This is a genomic window from Arthrobacter sp. LAR12-1-1.1, from assembly GCF_040676555.1.
Lineage (GTDB): Bacteria > Actinomycetota > Actinomycetes > Actinomycetales > Micrococcaceae > Arthrobacter.
Genome location: NZ_JBEGIG010000005.1, coordinates 88071 through 103904, shown reverse-complemented (window position 1 = coordinate 103904; position 15834 = coordinate 88071). Strand labels below are relative to the sequence as shown.

Below are 15834 nucleotides of genomic sequence, written 5' to 3'. Positions count from 1 at the left end.
CCCCGGCATCGGTCACCGTGGAATCAGGCGTCCCGGCATCGGTCGCCGCGGAATCAGGCGTCCCGACATCGGCCGCCGTGGAATCAGGCGTCCCGACATCGGCCGCCGCGGAATCAGGCGTCCCGGCATCGGGCGGCGAACCGGTGAGTGCGGCCTGGATCTTTTTCAGGAGCGCCGCCTCCGGAGCGTGGTCCTTCTCCGGGTACCGCACGGTCCGGAACAGACCCAGGTGTTTTTCGCCGACGTGTTCCACGATGCCCAGTGCCGCCATCCCTTCGTACACACGCTGCACTTCGGCGCGGCCCTCCAGCATGGAGACCCACCGCTTGGGAGTGTGGGGCCGAGACTTGCCCCGGATGAGTTCCAGTTCGTGCTGGAGGTCCGTTTGCGGGGAGGTGCCGGTAGCCCTGACGTGCTTCCCCTGCAGCCCGATTGCACCGATCAGGTCCAGCTCGGCCAATATCGCCCCTGCCATCGTGGTCCTGAGTGCGTACATCGGCACCGAAGGTTTGCCGTCTTGGTCGTTCGTTGCGAGAAGGAGGAAGGCCTGGGGAAGGTTCAGCTCCGCCACCTTCGGCGTTTCAGCGTTCATACGAACATGGTGGCGCGGTTGGGCAGCCGCCACAATGATGATTTACAAGCATCCACGTCGGCGTCTACGTCGCCCTGCCCCTGGCCAACCGCCTCCAACAGTTTCCGGCCCCAGTGAGCGGACGACGGCGGGACCTCCCGCCGTCGGCCGCTCTCGGCTGCCGGGGGCAGCGGCGTACACACTTGCGAAATCGGGTGCAGCCGCTGCTACATTCCGAAACTCTGCTGGACCTAGTGGACCTTGGTCCTACGGCTGCTGGGCTTTGAGGAACCTTTCGAGTGCTGCGAGGTCGTCAGTGTTGACGTGGTCAACACCCGCCCGGTGAAGCTCGGTCCAAAGAGCTTCACGTGCCTCGCCCGGCTGGTCCGGAGTCGCCCAGAAGCGGACCCGGTGTCCCTTGGCGTGTGCGTCCGCGACATAGGCGTGGAGTTTGGCGCGTTCCGCCTCGGGCATCGGGCCAACACCCTGCCACGTGAACAGCTTTGTCCAGTTGTCACTGACCAGCGGCATGAGCGTTGACGGCATCCCGGAAGCAAGGTCGGCTGAGCGTCCGTCGAAGAACCCGTAGCGTTTGTCTTCCGCCTGCATGGTCATCAGCGGCCTGTTGCCGCTGATCACGGCGGTCACCGCGCCCGTGCTGACTTTGCCCTTGCTGTAACGGGTCATGAGAGCCGGGTGCTTGCTCAGTTCCTGCTCGATCGCAGCGTAGGTGCTCTCGCCGTCGCTCTTGATGTCTATCAGCAGCTGCAGGCTGCCGTCCCAGCCAGGATAGACGCTGTGGCCTTCCTGCTGGACAAGGTTGTCCAACGGATCCAGGTACAGGCTCGCCAGGGTCTTTCCAGGCTGCGCGTTCTCCCGGTCGTGTGCGACCAGAAGTTCTCCGTCAACTAGCCAAACGTCCGCCTCGACGCTGGTGAACCCATGCTCCAAGGCGTCAAACAGCGGACGGCCGTGCTCGTAGTCGTTGTGCGCATGGGCCTCCAGCAGCGGCTGGTCCAGCACAACATCCCGGGATGAGGTTGCGGCAGACGAGGGGACGGCGATTCCGGTCAGGGACGTGAGGGCCACGAGCGCGGCGACAGCACTTTTGATAAGCACGGGGTTCTCCTTGGTGCGGTTCAGGGGGCATGGTTCAGCTCGACCGATCAGGCGCGCCGATGCCTCAAACAGGCTCCCCGATCCGCACTAACAGGGAAGGGCCACGCGGTGGAGGGCCGGTAAACAGCAGTGAACGGCCACGCTGAGCCGTTTGGAATCCAACTTATTCAGGGTCGGCCTTACGGTGCCGGTGGTGCAGTTGATAGCTGTGGAACACGGCAGAAGAGGTACTCCCCTCATGCCCGAAGTTCCCGCGGAGAACCTCGGCGAGATCCTCCAGCGCTGCGTATAGCATCCGTCCGGCGAAGCGGAGTTCTGCGTTGTCATGGTCCCGGGCTTCAGTAGCCAGGTGCTGTGCATACGTCACGGTGGCCGGCAGCGACCCCCTGCGCTCTGCTTCGTGGAAGTAGTAGGTTTCATGGAAGGACAGCAGGTCTATGCTCACCGATGCCACGTTTCCGGCCAGGGATTCGAGCAACACCGCAGCATGTGCCGGAGTCAGCGACGAGAGACCTTCGGCCCCGGCCGCTTCCCTGAACTGGCTCAGCCGGTGGGCCAAAGCCCGGCGACGGCTAAGGGCAGGGTAGGTCTGCAGTATCCAGGACACCGTAGCGGTTAGAAGCCCAAAACCGGCCACGGCCTCGGCGGCCGCGACCAGCCTAAGCAGAGGCAGTGCCGGCACGATGTCACCGTAGCCGACTGTAGAGAGGGCGACCATCGAGATGTAGAGGGCTTCAGTGAAATCGCCGTGCTGCGCCACCCCGTCTCCGTACACGAATCCTGCAGGCAGAAACGGGAAATACACCAGAGCCCAGCCCAGAATAGCCAGGGCGGCCCAGGCACCGATCACGGCAGCCATGGCGAGAGGGGCTGCGATTGTCGATGCCCGTCCCCGGACTTTATTGGTTAACAGCCAGAGTCCCCGGATTATCGCCTTGCAGACCGGGCCTGTCCCGCGCGGATACAGGAGTGTGTGGAAGACATCCGTGACCATCAGCAGAATCAGGCCTGCCCCGGCCATGATCCAGAGTGCGTCGGTGAAATCCATGCTTCAGCTTAAGGGTCCGAAGCCCTCGCGTTACGGCACCCGGCGCGAGACCGTGGCCGCGCAAGTCAGAATAAGTCGGTATTGACCTGCTGCCGCTCCCCTACAGCGCCGACCAGCCGCCGTCGGAGGCAAGGACGCGCCGTTGATGTTGGTCCCGTCGTCGCTGAGCAGGAAGGCCGTCCTCTGGCCTGTGAGAACCGCCTCAAACCAATACGGGCGCAGCCGGGAGCCGGCCGCGGTGAGGTAAAGTTATCTGTTCGTAACATAATCTGACTGAAATGTGTTTGAATATGCCTGCAGACTCCACTACTGAAGACAAGCCGAAACAGTTCCTCGGACTAAGCGGCACCCAGACTATTGGCTCGGCTTTGGCAGCGGTGACCTCTGCCTTGGTGGGGTCCTTTCTAGGCGTTGCCGGGACCCTTATCGGCGCCGCACTCGGCTCTATCGTTGCCACGGTGGGCGCCGCTCTCTATGCCCGAACACTCAGTTCGGCCGCCGCCGTGGCATTGACGAAAATCCCTCAGCGACGCAGGGGCGGTCTGCCCGCTGACGACGGCGACGCGCTGGCCCCCAGCGCGCCGGCCGAGAGCGACGGACCTCGAGCCAAACGCGCGAGGTGGCAGTTGACACCGAAGACCTGGATCAAGCTCGGGGCGGTCAGTGCGGCCGCATTCGTGATCGCGATGGTCGGTGTCACTGCAGTCGAATTCGGAACCAATAAGCCCATCTCCAGCCTTGTCTCGTCGACGTCGAGCATCGACGGCGGTGCGACCGGGCCCACGACGACGCTGGGCACAGCATTGGGCGGCAACCCGACGGTCCCGGACGAGACGGACGCCTCGACGAAGGACGTGGCGGAAGTGCCTGGGCCAGTCGAGGAAGTACCTGGGAAAGTCGAGGAAGGCGCTAACAACGAACCGGGCCTGACGACGGACGGTAGCCCCAGTGGCGCGGACAGCGGCTCGGCCGGGACTGGAGAGCCGGCAGCCGACACATCAAGCGACACCCCCGCGGCGGACCCCGCCCCCGAAACCGTCCAGAGCCCGGAGCCTGCCCCCGCGACCGAGCAGACGTCGCCGCCCGAGGTGCTCTCGGATTCGGGATCGGCCGAGCAGCCCGCACCGTGATGGCGAAGATACGGATGCAGGCACGATAGGAAGCGCCTCTTCATCGGCACTGCGCGGCCACCGGTCCGCCTCACCGGGGCGCCTAACCTGTCAGTGATGGTGGGCCGGGGCGGCTGTGTGGTGGCGGCTGACTCATCCGACGAGGACCACCGGATTCTCAGCGGTCAGCCCGCGCCCTGGCCCTCGCGGGCCACCTCCTCCAGAATCCTGGCTGTCGGCGCTGCCGTCATGAGCTGCCCTATCACCTCGGGTTTGTCCCATACCTGGCTGCGCAGCCGTTCCAGAAAGCCGGTCGCGGCGTCCTTGGTGTCGAAGTCAAGGAGCACGGCCACGCTGTTCTGGTCCTCGGTATCCCGGAACAAGCGGACAGACCGGGCGCCGGAGGCGGCGCGGCCTGCGGGATCCGTGTCGAACACTTTCTTGAAAGCCTCGTAGTCCCGGACCGGATAGCTAATCTGCAGCGTGAACATCGTCGTTCCTTCCCTCGGGCTGTGGCAGGGACCACGATAGGCCGTCCAGCGTCATCCCGGTAGGGCCGGAGGGCGGCCTCGATCCGGTGCCGCGCTGCCCTCCTGACGCGTGTATCCGGGCCCCTAAGCGGACGACGGCGGGACTTTCCGCCGTCGTCCGCTGGCGTTATGGTGCCGCTCCCCCAAAGCGCGGACCAGCCGCCGTCGGACGCGAGGATGGCGCCGTTGATGTTGGTGCCGTCGTCGCTGGGCAGGAAGGTGACGGAGGCGGCAAGCTGCGCCAGTCAATCCGCGGTAACGGCGTCCCCGCTCATGGATTCCGGAGCTGCAACTCCGTCGTCCTCGTAGTGTGTGGCGTTGGCGAGGTCGCGCCCGGCGATGTAGCCGAAGGTCAGTGCTGGGCCGAGGTTGATGCCCCCGGCCGGGTAGTGCCCGCCCATGACTGAGGCCTGGTCATTGCCCGCGACGTAAAGGCCGCCGATGGGTTGGCCATGGTTGTCCAGAACCCGTGCACGCGAATCGGCCGCGAGTCCGGCGAAGGTACCGAACGATCCCGGGACAATCCTGACGGCGTAGAACGGCCCCTTGTCCAGGGGGCGCAGCGAGGCATTGGGGGTGTTCTTGGGGTCCCCGCCATAGCGGTTGAATTCACTGGCGCCGCGATCGAAGTCGGGGTCAATGCCCTTGCGGGCGTTGTCATTGAATTCCGCGACGGTCGCGGCGAGCCCTTGCGGATCGATGCCGCAGGCTGCCGCGAGTTCCTCGAGGGTGTTGCCCTTCTTGAGGTAGCCGGATCGCAGATAGGGGAACAGCGGCACGGGCAGCGGCTTGGCCATACCCAACGGGAACTTGCGCACGAACGCTGCATCTGCGATCTGCCAGGCCTCCACCGGTTCACCCTCGGGTGTGGCGTTGATCAGGCCTTCGACGTAGTCGTAATAGCCGTTGGCCTCGTTGACAAACCGCTTGCCGTCCCGGCGGACGCCGATGCTGCCGGGCTTGGCGCGGTCCATGATGTGGGGGAACGTTCCGGTACGTCCGTTGCGGTACGGGACCAGCGAGACCGGGCACCAAGCGGCCGGGGACTCCACATCGGTCTCGAAGCGGGCGCCCACGGCCTGGGCCATGGTGATACCGTCGCCGGTGGTTTCCTTCGGCGCAAGTGTCCAGTGCTCGCGTCCGGTGGGCGTCTTGGGGAACAGTTCCTTTCGGCGGGAGACGTCATGGGGGAACCCTCCGCAAGCCAGCACGACGCCGCGGGAGGCGTTGATCTGCAGTTCGCCTTCCGGGGAAGTCACGACGGCGCCCATCACCTTGCCGGACCCGTCGGTGAGCAGGTACCTGGCCGGCGTGGAGACGCGGATCTCCACGCCGAGGTCATCGGCGGACTTCATCAGCCGGCCGGTGAGCGCGGTCCCGTTGACCAACTGCATGTTGCGGCGGTGCGTGAGGAGGTCCAGGAGGTGCAAGCCCACCCGCCAGGCTGCGTGGAAAATGCCCCGGATGTTTCCTTGGGAGGCGGAAAGGAACTTTGTCAAGTCCGGACCTGCCATGATGCCCATGCCCAGAAACGAGGTCTCATAGAGCTGGTGGCGCATCTTGGCGCGCAGTTCGGGCTTGATCCGGCGGGCGTTCAGCGGCTTTGGTCCTACTGAGCGGTGCCCGGTGCCTGCACCAGGGGTGCTGCCGTAGATGTCCTTGATCTTGGCTCCCGGCACAAACTGCAGGCTGGTCTTGTCCTGGAAAAAGCCCACCATGTGAGGTACCGCCTCGAGGAACGCCTCCACCCTGTCTTCCTGGTAGTTCCTGCCGAGCCGGTGGCGCAGGTAGGTGCGGAAGAGTTCGCGGTCCTCGTTGACCCCATCGGCTTTGGCCAGCGGGTTGCCGGGGGTCCAGGCCCAGCCGCCGGACCAGGACGTGGCACCGCCACAGACGTCGGCCTTTTCAACGACCACAACCTTCAGACCGTGGTAGGCGGCGGAAACTGCCGAGGAGAGGCCGCCGGCGCCGGAGCCAATCACTAGGACATCGCAGTCCAGGCTCGGGAGGGCAGATGAAGGAATTACGGGTGCCGTCATTTTCAGTGCTTTCTCAGTGGAAGTAGGTGTCGGAGTCCAGGCGCGGCGGCGCACCGGTTTCGTGTGCGTCAATCGCGGCCATTTGCTGCTGGGTCAGGGCGAAACTGAAGACGTCCAGGTTCTCCCGTTGGCGTTGATTGTCCGCGGACTTCGGCACAGCCACACGGCCGTGCTGCACATGCCAGCGCAGGACGATCTGGGCCGGGGTCCTGCCGAGTTCCGTGGCAGGGCCGCGCACGGCGGCCTGCTCCAGGAAACTCCCGTTACGGCCCAAAGGGCTGTAGGCGGCGGTCAGGATCCCATGTTCCCGGTGAAACTCAAGCTGCCCTGGTTGGCCGTGCTCAGGATCAACCTGGACCTGGTTCAGCGGCACGGCCAGGCCTGCGTCTTGGACCAGCCGTAGGTGCGCGGGTTTGAAGTTTGACACGCCCCAGGCCCGGATTGAACCGTCCTTGACCAGGTCCTGCAGTCCTTCGCAGGCTTCAACGAACCTCCCCTGGGAGGGGTTGGGCCAATGAACCAGGAACAGGTCCAAGTAGTCGGTTCCGAGCCGCTTCACCGCCTCGCCGAAGGCATCGCGCACTCCGCTGCGGCTGTGCCACTGGGTGTTGAACTTGGTAGTGAGGAAAAGGTCCCCTCGATCAATTCCGTTGCGGCGGATCCCCTCCCCCACGGCGGCCTCGTTGGCGTAGTTCTCGGCCGTGTCGATGTGCCGGTAGCCACTGCTGATGGCCTGGTGCACCGCCGCTGCGGCATCCTCACCCGTCAGGGGCCAGGTTCCCAGGCCGATGAGCGGGATGTGCACGCCGGGAGTGACTTCTGCTGTCGTGATCTCTTTTTTGTCATGCCGCTCATCTGGTTCCCGTCCCTTGGAGATTTGCTGTTGTCTGGTCAATTCCGGCCGTTGCCAACACGGCGTCCACCCCTGTTTTGAGCAGGCGCGCCCACCCAAGCTCGCCGAGTTCAGCCACCCGCCGGTCCGACGGCGTCTCCGCACTGACCGGAAGCCCGTCCGGCAAAGCGGCCACCACCTCCGCAAGCCTGAACTCGCCCTCGCCGGGCACCTCCCGCTCCGACCGGGATTCGACCACGAGTGCCTCGCGGCCGGCTGGCCGTTCCGCGGGCCCGTCGCACAGCTGGAGCAGCGGCACCAAATCTGCGTTGGCATGCAGTGCGGCCCACTGGCCGGCAGCGCCGTCACCGTTGAAGCGGTTGAAATGAAGGGTGTCCACCACGAGGCGGCAGCCGGCCTGCCGGGCAATGTCCGCAGCCTGGGCCATCGAAGCAACAGTCTGATAGGAAATCGCTTCAAGGGTGGGGGTGATCCCGAAACCGTGCCCGTCCTCGGTCATCCTGGCCAACGTGTGGACCAGCCGGGCGCTGTCCGGATCGGCTCCTGCGACTGTGAGGGAACTTGCCCCCAGTGCCTGGCCCGCTTCCATCATGCGCAGCCATGCTTCACGCTGGTCGCTGCCATCCAGCAGCAGGAATTCGATGTCCCGCACGGTCACTCCGGTGTCCTGCATCCTGGACAGGGTTTCGTGCAGCATCGGCGACCCTGGCTGGAGGTTGTAAGGCCGTTCCATCGGCGTCACCGCGCGGACCCGGACGCCGATGAAATCAAAACCTGCCTGGGCAGCGACCCCCACCAGTTCAGGCGGCGCGGTGTTCAGCAGCGAAAGCTGTGCCAGGCCGACGGACCTGTGCGCGTTTCCGGTCATGACTGTGCTCCGTTCAGGCTAAGTTCATTGTTGGCGGCAGCCCCGGCTCTCAGAAGAGAGGCGATCCGCTGTGCTGCGTCGTAGCCGCTCTTCACTGCGTTGGAGGCGATGGCGGGCGTCTGGTCCACCACTGTCCCGGCCAGTGTCACCGGCACTCCGGCCTCGCAGCTCAGTTCGGCGTCGCGAATGTCCGCTGGGACAGAGCCGTCCAGGGGAACCACAGAGCGCGAAACCAGGAGCGGTCCCGGCGCCTCCAGCCACTCGCCTCCAGAGGCAAGGCCCGGACCGCTGATCCGGACCCGGCCACCGTCGTATTCCTCGATGGTCGCACCGAGCCGGATCCGCACCCGCGGGTTGGCTTCGAGCCGGGGCACGGCCAGGATTTTGGCGCGGCGGCCGGACTCGGGGGCAAGGGCTGCCTGCGGTCCGATGAGCAGCACGGCAGTCCCCCGGCCAGCCAGCGTGTCCGCCACGCTCATGGCAACGGAGTCCGCACCCCAGATCGTCACGGCATCCGGAATGACGGGATGCGGCGCGTCAGGGTCGATGACCTCGGGGTGGGCGGTGAGCCATTCGCGCACATCCAGGACGCTGGCGCTCTCTTCGCCAATGAACCCGGCGGCGGGCGCGAGCCCGCCGGTTGCCAGCACGATGGCGTCTGCCGCGGTGTCGCGGACAAGGCCGTCGAGGTGGTCAGTGTCCACGCGCGAACCCAGCCGGACCTCGATGCCAAGCCGCGCGTTCTCCCCGGCAGACCATTCGGCGAACCGGTGGAAGTCCGGGGTGGACTTCATCCGTTCCGCGAGGGCGAACTGGCCGCCGGCGCGGGGGCCATCGTCGAGTACGGTCACTTTCGCCCCGGCTTCGGCAAGCTCGCGGGCGGCGGTGAGACCCGCGGGACCCGCGCCTACCACCACAACGCGGGACCCTTCGCGGACGGCTGGTGTGGGGACCGGGACGCGGGAGCGTCCCACCTCGGGGTTGACTGTGCAGGTCACCTGGCCCAGGCCCAGGTTGTCGATGCAGACGTTGCAGGCGATGCAGGGGCGGTAGCGCTCATCACGCAGGACGCCGCCCACAAACGTCGGGTCGGCATGGATGGCCCGGGCCAGGCTGACGAAGTCGCAGGTCCCCTCGGAGAGGACCTGCTCGATGATTTCCGGCGAGTTCAGCCGGCCGGCCAGGCCAAGCGGCAGGCCGAACTGCCGGTACGCCTTGGCGTAGTCGGCGAGGATGCCCGGCTTCCATTCGCCTGACTGCACGATCCATTCGCCGGCCTCGTAGCTGCCGGCGGAGATGTCCAGGAAATCCAGGTGCTCCAGGTGCGCGTTCGCAATGATGGCCACCTGCTGTTCGGCGGAGATGCCGTCTGCAGGACCTTCAACCACGGACACACGCATACCCACGAGGGTGTCCGGGACCGCTGCCCGCACGGCGTCGATGACCAGGTTCAGGAAGTGTTCGGGTGCGGCGAACTCGTCCGTGCGGTGGTTGGAGATCGGTGACATGAACTGGTGGATCAGGTAGCCGTGGGCGCCGTGAATGTTGATGACATCGAAGCCGGCCTTCACCGCGCGGCGGGCAGCTTGGGCGTAGGCTTCCACCAGCTCGTGGCACTCCTCGACGGTGAGTTCACGGGGAACTTCGCCGCCTGCCACCTCGCACGCCACCGGCGATGGCGCCACGTTTTTGTACCCGGAGAGGGCGGATTGGGCGGTGCGGCCGCCGTGGTTAATTTCGACGGCGGCCAGCGCGCCTTCGGCGTGCAGGGCGTCGGTGAGTCTGCGCAGGCCGGGGATCATCTCATCTGTGTGCAGGCCCAGCTGGTGGGTGCGGCCCTTGCCGTCGGCGCGGACATAGGTGGCCTCGGTGGTCACCATGCCCAGTCCTGCCTTGGCACGGGTGACCAGGTAGTCGATGTACTGCTCCGTGATGCACCCGTCCATGGTGCCGTAGTTGCGCTCCATCGGTGCGGAGGCGAGCCGGTTGCGAAGGGTTATCGGGGTGCGGCCATTGCGGCCCAGCGTCAGGGGGCGGGCGGCGTACCGTGTGTTCTTTTCCATTGCTGTTCCTTAACCCGCAATCGGTGCGAGCGGTCGTGTGCTTTCAGGCAGCGCGGCGAAGCGGATTGGATTGCCTGTCCGGGACGATTCGTAAATTGCCAGCAGTATCCGCAAGGCCTTCGTCGCGTCGTTGCCGGTGATCGCCGGTTCACCGCCTCCGCGAAGGCTCCGGACAAAATTGCGGACCTGCGCGGTGTGGTGCGGGATGAGCTGGCCATTAATCGTCGTGAGGCTGACGTTCGGGTCAACACCGTTCGGGTAAACAGGATCGGTGCTGATCGTTCCGGATACGGCCCACAGGTCCACGCGTCCGTCGCTGCCTTCCGGGAATTCGGTCAGGGAGGCGGAGGCGCCGGTCTCGCCAGTGACCCGGATCTGCACGCCCAGGCTCGGGGACACCGCCGTCGACGCTTCGAGCGTGGCCATGGCGCCGGAAGTGAAGGTGATGACGGCGGTCGCTGAGTCTTCCACTTCGATGTGTTCGCCGTGGAAGTAGGTGTTGATTTTGCCGTAGACCTCGGCCACGTCTCCCATAAACCACTGCAGCAGGTCGATGTAGTGGATGGCCTGGGTCATCAGCACCCCGCCGCCATCGTTGGCCCACGTCCCGCGCCAAGCGTCGCGGGAATAGTACTCCGGATCGCGGTGAAGCATCACCGAGCATTGGCCCATGATGGGCCGGCCGAGTGTGCCGTCGTCGATCGCTGCGCGGATGCGCTGGGCTGCCGGCCAGAACCGGCGCTGGAAGAGCACACCCAGCTTCACACCGGCATCGTCGCAGGCCTTCACCATGCGTTCTGCGGACGCCAAGTCAGTGGCGATGGGCTTTTCACAGAGCACGTGGACTCCTGCCGCAGCGGCCTGCAGCACCACATCCTGGTGGGTGGGGTGTGGGGTGCAGACCGAGACGATGTCCAGGTCCAGGCCCAAGAGTTCCTCGACTGTGTTGACCGCTGCAGGGATCCCCCATGCTTCGGCGGTGTCTTGGGCGCGCTGGAGGTCGATGTCGCAGACACCCACGATGGCCACGTCGTCAAGGGCACGGAACGCCTCCAGATGGTTGCGGGAGATCGCCCCGCACCCTGCAATTCCGATGCGAAGGGGGCGGGCGGTGACAGGTGATGGGGTGATCATCAACAGGTGCCATCTTTCTGGTGCTGGTAGGAAAATGTGGTGCGGTCCGGCAGGAGGCTGGGGCCGGGCTAGTACGTGGCCCGGCCGCCGGACAGATCGAAAACGGAGCCGGTGGTGTAGGAGGCCGCCGGCGAAACGATGAATTCGATGAGGGAGGCCGCTTCGGCGGGGGTCCCGAACCTGCCCATGGGGATTTTGGCGGCCTGGGCCGCCTGCTGTTCCGCCGGCACTTCCGCGAAAAGCGGGGTCACTACATTGCCCGGGGCGAGGGCATTGACGGTGACGCCGGAAAGCGCGAACTCCTTGGCGAGTGACTTGACCAGGCCTAGAATCCCGGCCTTGCTGGCAGAATAGGCGGGCATATTGACCACGCCTTCCTTGCCCGCCGTCGAGGAGATATGGAGCAGCCGCCCATAGCCTGCCTCAGCCATTCGCGGCAGGACGGCCTGCGAGAGAATGAATGCCCCTGTCAGGTTGATCTTCATGATGCGTTCGAAGTCTTCGACCGATGTGGCGGCTGCCGGGGCCACGGGCCCCAGGATGCCCGCGCAGTTCACGACCGCGTGGAGCCCTCCCATCTCCAAGGCCGCCGCCGAGACGGCCGCAACAACGGATGCCGGGTCGGTGACGTCCATGGCGAGTGCTGAGGTGCCTGGTTCATCGGGCCACGCGGCCGAGGGCAGGTCCGCTCCGACCACCGTGGCGCCGGACGCCCTAAGGCGTGCCGCCGTCGCCCGCCCGATGCCGCTGGCCGCCCCGACCACGAGGCAACGGGACTCGGCGATAGTGCTGGGTGTTTGAGGATCCATGGCTAGCTGACCGCCTGTCGAAACGTGGCCAGCATGCTGTCGGCGTCGGCGCTGATGCCGGTGAAGAGCTCGAAGGCGGCGGCGGCCTGACCCACGACCATGCGTCCGCCGTCGAGTACGGCGCAGCCCTTGCCGCGCGCTGCCTTGATCAGTTCGGTTTCGAGCGGCCGGTAGATCACGTCCGCTACCCAAAGCCCGGAGTGGATCAGGTCGGGATCCACGGGCACACCGGGGTGGCCCGTCATGCCGATGGGTGTTGAGTTCACAAGCCCATCTGCCTCCCGGATGCTTCCGGCGACAGCATCCGTCCGGGTCACTGACAGGTGGCTTTTCGGAAAGTGCGGGGCAAGCCGGGCGGCGAGGGCCTCGGCCCGGACAGGTTCGATGTCGGCGATGACCATGCGCCGGGTTCCGGCGCTGAGGAGCCCGAAGGCCACTGCCGCGCCGGCTCCTCCCGCTCCGAGCTGCACCACCGAGTCGGTCACGGCCGACGGGAGGCCGGCCCGGAGGCCGCCGATGAATCCGGTGTGGTCCGTGTTGTGGCCCACGGCCTTGCCGTCGTGAAAGGTGATGGTGTTGACGGCACCCAGGATCCGGGCATCGGGCGAAAGCTCATCCAGGCCGTCCTGCACGAGTTGCTTGCTCGGGTGGGTGACGTTCAGTCCGTCGAATCCGAGATCAGCTGCATGCCGCACCAGGGCCGCGGACCGTTCTGCAGGTTGTCCGATGGAGTCCAGATCGATGACGCGGTAGGTGTAGGCAAGGCCCAGCCTGTCGGCTTCGGCCTCGTGGAGGCCCGGGGTGAGCGATCCGCCGATACCGGAGCCGAGCAAGCCCACCACGAACCGATGGCACATATCGGCTTCACGCGGCCGGCCGGCCCAGGTGCCCGCCAGGGTCTGCTGGCTCATGCCCGCGCCGTATCGGCAACCGCGCCGGAAGCTTCGTCGGCCGCACGGGACTGCCGCGCTGCCGGCTCCGGGGTGACGGAGGACGCTGTGTAGAGCCTCGGGTCGGATTTCTTCAGTCCGAGCAGGGCCGTCGGAGTCTTGAACGTCTCGGGTGCCAGCAGCGCTGCGATGGCGGAGATGGCGCAGGCCACGGCGGCGAACGTTGCGACAGGAACCCAGTTGGCTTTGTTGCCACCGATCAGCAGCTCGGAAATGACCGGCGCGAATCCTGCCAGGAGGAGTCCGAACATGAGGCTGATGGCCATACCGGAGTAGCGGACCTTGACTGGGAACTGCTCCGGGAAGTACGCGGGGTAGATGGAGTTTGTGGCGGTGTAGGCGAAACCGATCAGGAGGATGCCGGTGACAAAGATCAGCGGAACATTCGCCGCCGACAGGGCCGAGAAGAACACGAAGATCATCGCCATCTGCAGCACCAGACCGGTGACGAAGACGGGTTTGCGGCCGATCCGGTCCGAGAGGATGCCGGCCAATGGGCCCATGGCGACGGCGGCGAGGTTGGCGACTGCGATGACTGTCAGCATCAGGCCCTTTTCAACGCCGACGACGGACGTGGCGTAGGACAACGCAAAGACGTTGATGATGGTGTTGATGATGGTAAACAGCGACATGGCGGTGACACGGAGAACGGTGGCCCAGTGGTGCCGGAACAGGGTGACGAGTGGAACCTTGACCACGTCGTCGTGCGCTTTGACTTCCGCGAATACCGGGGGCTCTTCCAGGAGGCGCCGAAGCACAAAGGCGATGACGGTCACTACGGCGCTGGCGAGGAACGGGATGCGCCAGCCCCAGGCAAGCAGCTGTTCCTCGGGCATGGATGCCACGGGAATGAACACTAGCGTGGAGAGCACGATGCCGAACATGATGCCGCTCATCGTCCAGCTGGTGTAGAAGGCTCGCTTCTTGTCAGGTGCGTGCTCGAGCGTCAGGGAGCTTGACCCCGGCGATTCGCCGCCGGCGGAGAGGCCCTGCAGAAGCCGTAGAGCCACGATGAGGACCGGCGCTGCCATTCCAATGTCGTTGTACGTGGGCAGGCAGCCGATGAGGAATGTTGATGCGCCCATCAGCAGCAGGGTGAGCAGCAGGACCTTCTTGCGGCCGAATTTGTCGCCGAGGTGTCCGCAGATCACTGCCCCCAGCGGACGGGCGACGTAAGCAACGCCAACGGTTGCGAAGGACAACAGCATCGCGGAAGGGCCAGGGGCGAAGAACAGTTTGCCGAAAATCAGGGCGGCCGCCGAGCCGAAGATAAAGAAGTCGTAGTACTCAAGGGCGCTGCCCACGAATCCCGAAACCGCTGCGATCTTCGCATTGTTCTTGGGGCGTGCTGGCGCCAATGTCGACACTGACATGGTGTTCCCTTCAGGTAACGGGACCGTCCCGGGGGCTCTTGGTATAGGCCCGCTGCAAAAACGGTGTGCCGCGCTATGCGGCTTCTCCATCCAGTGTGGCTGCGATCACTTAGTTAGTCCACGACTAAAATGATCTATCACTATGTTGCAATTCGACTTGATGAGGTGGGGTCAGTTGGGGATCTCGGGAAAGATCTCTTCGACGACGGCGAGCACAGCCGTCAGCACGGCGGAGTCATTTTCCTCGGACCACGCGATGGCGTGATTCATGAAGTGCTGCGGGTGATCCAGGGCCACGTACGTTGCCCCGGAGGGTATGATCCCGGCTATCCCGCTGCTCATGAGGGTGACTCCCACACCGGCGGCCACGAAGGTCAGCACCATGTAGGGGTCCGATAACTCCTGGACAATGTGAGGGCGGAAACCGGCTGCCATGCAGGATGCGAGCATCACTTCGGTCATGGAGGACGAGCCGTCCAGTGGCGGCGAGATGAAGTCATCAGCCGCCAGAGCCTGCAACGGTATGGATTTTTCCTGTGCCAGCGGATGATCTAGCGGCAGTACCGCACCGACTTCCTCGCTTGCGACCAAGCGCGTCATCACCGAGGGGACCGGGGTTTCGGGACGGCCCACGAAGGCCAAGTCCAGGGTGCCCTTCGCGACGCTGGCCAATCCGTCGGCCGTGCGCACACCGCTGGTGAGGTCCATTTTGATGTCCGGGTGACGCCGGCGCACAGCGCGCGTGAGCGGTGGGAGGGTCAGGTGGTTCACAGCTCCGGAGAATCCGATCCTGATGTTGCCCCGGACGCCCTCAATCTCCGCCTGGGCCGCCTCGCGGGCCAGCCGCATCTCGCGAAGCACACGGTACGCGCGCGGCAGGAGGGCATACCCCGCCGGCGTGAGGGCCACGCTTCGCGTGTTGCGCTCAAAGAGCCGCTTCCCCAGATCCGCCTCAAGCTTCCGGATCGTCTGGCTCAGTGGGGACTGTGAAGTGTGCAGGCGCTGCGCAGCACGGCCGAAGTGCAGTTCTTCGGCCACCGCAACGAACGCTTCCAGCCAGCGGATCTCTGTCATGTCTTCAGAATGTACCCTTTACCCGAACATCGAACCGACAAGGGGGCTTGAGCTTCCAGGTGGCCGGAGGAATCTACTCACGAGTTTGCAGAAACGCCGGCACCCTCCCGGCGCCCGCGGGCCTCGGCACAACCACCCGCACCGTGCCCGCGGCGCGCTAGGAACCCGACACTGGTTCAGAAGCCGGAGCAGCGGGTACGGCATTGCGCGCGGATCGACCACGCAGGCCAGGTATCTGCCATACGAATAGGTGGCATCAGGAAATGCCTCTTCACCGAATACCTCTTTTGCCTC

Annotated in this window: 14 protein-coding genes and 1 pseudogene; 1 reads left to right on the top strand and 14 read right to left on the bottom strand. The window is 65.3% G+C overall.

Going from position 1 to position 15834, the window contains the following annotated elements; translation table 11 throughout:
• The 3 genes from MRBLAR12_RS06200 to MRBLAR12_RS06190 form a co-directional block, all read right to left on the bottom strand.
• A partial coding sequence (locus MRBLAR12_RS06200) for a GOLPH3/VPS74 family protein (RefSeq protein ID WP_364744408.1) occupies positions 1–592 on the bottom strand: 592 nt, incomplete at its 3' end.
• A gap of 246 nt (positions 593–838) precedes the next feature.
• Positions 839–1690 (bottom strand): phosphatidylinositol-specific phospholipase C/glycerophosphodiester phosphodiesterase family protein, encoded by an 852-nt coding sequence (locus tag MRBLAR12_RS06195; RefSeq protein ID WP_229992040.1) that lies wholly within the window; start codon positions 1688–1690, stop codon positions 839–841.
• Between the two features lie 163 nt (positions 1691–1853).
• The gene (locus MRBLAR12_RS06190) at positions 1854–2738 is read right to left on the bottom strand and encodes a potassium channel family protein (RefSeq protein WP_229992041.1); all 885 of its coding nucleotides are present in this window, start codon (positions 2736–2738) and stop codon (positions 1854–1856) included.
• A gap of 290 nt (positions 2739–3028) precedes the next feature.
• On the opposite strand from MRBLAR12_RS06190, the gene MRBLAR12_RS06185 reads away from it, so the two are divergent.
• Complete coding sequence (locus MRBLAR12_RS06185; protein WP_229992042.1) at positions 3029–3868, top strand: hypothetical protein; 840 nt, start codon at positions 3029–3031, stop codon at positions 3866–3868.
• A 164-nt stretch (positions 3869–4032) separates the two neighbouring features.
• Here the strand turns inward: MRBLAR12_RS06185 and MRBLAR12_RS06180 are convergent, their stop codons facing one another.
• The 11 genes and pseudogenes from MRBLAR12_RS06180 to MRBLAR12_RS06130 form a co-directional block, all read right to left on the bottom strand.
• Positions 4033–4338, bottom strand: coding sequence for a hypothetical protein (locus tag MRBLAR12_RS06180; protein WP_364744404.1), 306 nt, complete (start codon positions 4336–4338; stop codon positions 4033–4035).
• Between the two features lie 191 nt (positions 4339–4529).
• Positions 4530–4616, bottom strand: a pseudogene (locus tag MRBLAR12_RS06175) (short-chain dehydrogenase); the annotation flags it as partial.
• A gap of 6 nt (positions 4617–4622) precedes the next feature.
• Positions 4623–6416, bottom strand: a complete 1794-nt coding sequence (locus MRBLAR12_RS06170) for an FAD-dependent oxidoreductase (RefSeq protein WP_364744401.1) — start codon at positions 6414–6416, stop codon at positions 4623–4625.
• A gap of 13 nt (positions 6417–6429) precedes the next feature.
• Positions 6430–7221 (bottom strand): aldo/keto reductase, encoded by a 792-nt coding sequence (locus MRBLAR12_RS06165; RefSeq protein WP_364744398.1) that lies wholly within the window; start codon positions 7219–7221, stop codon positions 6430–6432.
• Positions 7222–7267: 46 nt separating this feature from the next.
• Positions 7268–8137: a sugar phosphate isomerase/epimerase family protein gene (locus MRBLAR12_RS06160; protein WP_229992046.1), complete on the bottom strand. Its 870-nt coding sequence runs from the start codon at positions 8135–8137 to the stop codon at positions 7268–7270.
• Positions 8134–10200 carry an FAD-dependent oxidoreductase gene (locus MRBLAR12_RS06155; protein WP_364744395.1) on the bottom strand — a complete coding sequence of 689 codons (2067 nt, stop codon included), beginning with the start codon at positions 10198–10200 and terminating at the stop codon, positions 8134–8136. The genes MRBLAR12_RS06160 and MRBLAR12_RS06155 overlap by 4 nt, the downstream gene beginning before the upstream one ends.
• 9 nt (positions 10201–10209) lie before the next feature.
• Positions 10210–11334, bottom strand: coding sequence for a Gfo/Idh/MocA family protein (locus MRBLAR12_RS06150; RefSeq protein WP_364744392.1), 1125 nt, complete (start codon positions 11332–11334; stop codon positions 10210–10212).
• Positions 11335–11402: 68 nt separating this feature from the next.
• Positions 11403–12143 (bottom strand): SDR family NAD(P)-dependent oxidoreductase, encoded by a 741-nt coding sequence (locus tag MRBLAR12_RS06145; protein ID WP_229992049.1) that lies wholly within the window; start codon positions 12141–12143, stop codon positions 11403–11405.
• Between the two features lie 2 nt (positions 12144–12145).
• Positions 12146–13054, bottom strand: a complete 909-nt coding sequence (locus MRBLAR12_RS06140; protein WP_364744389.1) for a shikimate dehydrogenase — start codon at positions 13052–13054, stop codon at positions 12146–12148.
• Positions 13051–14466: an MFS transporter gene (locus MRBLAR12_RS06135; protein WP_229992051.1), complete on the bottom strand. Its 1416-nt coding sequence runs from the start codon at positions 14464–14466 to the stop codon at positions 13051–13053. The genes MRBLAR12_RS06140 and MRBLAR12_RS06135 overlap by 4 nt, the downstream gene beginning before the upstream one ends.
• A gap of 171 nt (positions 14467–14637) precedes the next feature.
• Positions 14638–15540, bottom strand: a complete 903-nt coding sequence (locus MRBLAR12_RS06130) for a LysR family transcriptional regulator (RefSeq protein WP_229992052.1) — start codon at positions 15538–15540, stop codon at positions 14638–14640.
• Positions 15541–15834 lie beyond the last annotated feature (294 nt).

Excerpts from the sequence above, each read along its gene's own strand:
- MRBLAR12_RS06135 (WP_229992051.1), bottom strand. The coding sequence starts at position 14,466 with ATGTCAGTGTCGACATTGGCGCCAGCACGCCCCAAGAACAATGCGAAG.
- MRBLAR12_RS06150 (WP_364744392.1), bottom strand. The coding sequence starts at position 11,334 with ATGATCACCCCATCACCTGTCACCGCCCGCCCCCTTCGCATCGGAATT.
- MRBLAR12_RS06130 (WP_229992052.1), bottom strand. The coding sequence starts at position 15,540 with ATGACAGAGATCCGCTGGCTGGAAGCGTTCGTTGCGGTGGCCGAAGAA.
- MRBLAR12_RS06185 (WP_229992042.1), top strand. The coding sequence starts at position 3,029 with ATGCCTGCAGACTCCACTACTGAAGACAAGCCGAAACAGTTCCTCGGA.
- MRBLAR12_RS06180 (WP_364744404.1), bottom strand. The coding sequence starts at position 4,338 with ATGTTCACGCTGCAGATTAGCTATCCGGTCCGGGACTACGAGGCTTTC.
- MRBLAR12_RS06145 (WP_229992049.1), bottom strand. The coding sequence starts at position 12,143 with ATGGATCCTCAAACACCCAGCACTATCGCCGAGTCCCGTTGCCTCGTG.
- MRBLAR12_RS06190 (WP_229992041.1), bottom strand. The coding sequence starts at position 2,738 with ATGGATTTCACCGACGCACTCTGGATCATGGCCGGGGCAGGCCTGATT.
- MRBLAR12_RS06140 (WP_364744389.1), bottom strand. The coding sequence starts at position 13,054 with ATGAGCCAGCAGACCCTGGCGGGCACCTGGGCCGGCCGGCCGCGTGAA.
- MRBLAR12_RS06155 (WP_364744395.1), bottom strand. The coding sequence starts at position 10,200 with ATGGAAAAGAACACACGGTACGCCGCCCGCCCCCTGACGCTGGGCCGC.
- MRBLAR12_RS06170 (WP_364744401.1), bottom strand. The coding sequence starts at position 6,416 with ATGACGGCACCCGTAATTCCTTCATCTGCCCTCCCGAGCCTGGACTGC.
- MRBLAR12_RS06160 (WP_229992046.1), bottom strand. The coding sequence starts at position 8,137 with ATGACCGGAAACGCGCACAGGTCCGTCGGCCTGGCACAGCTTTCGCTG.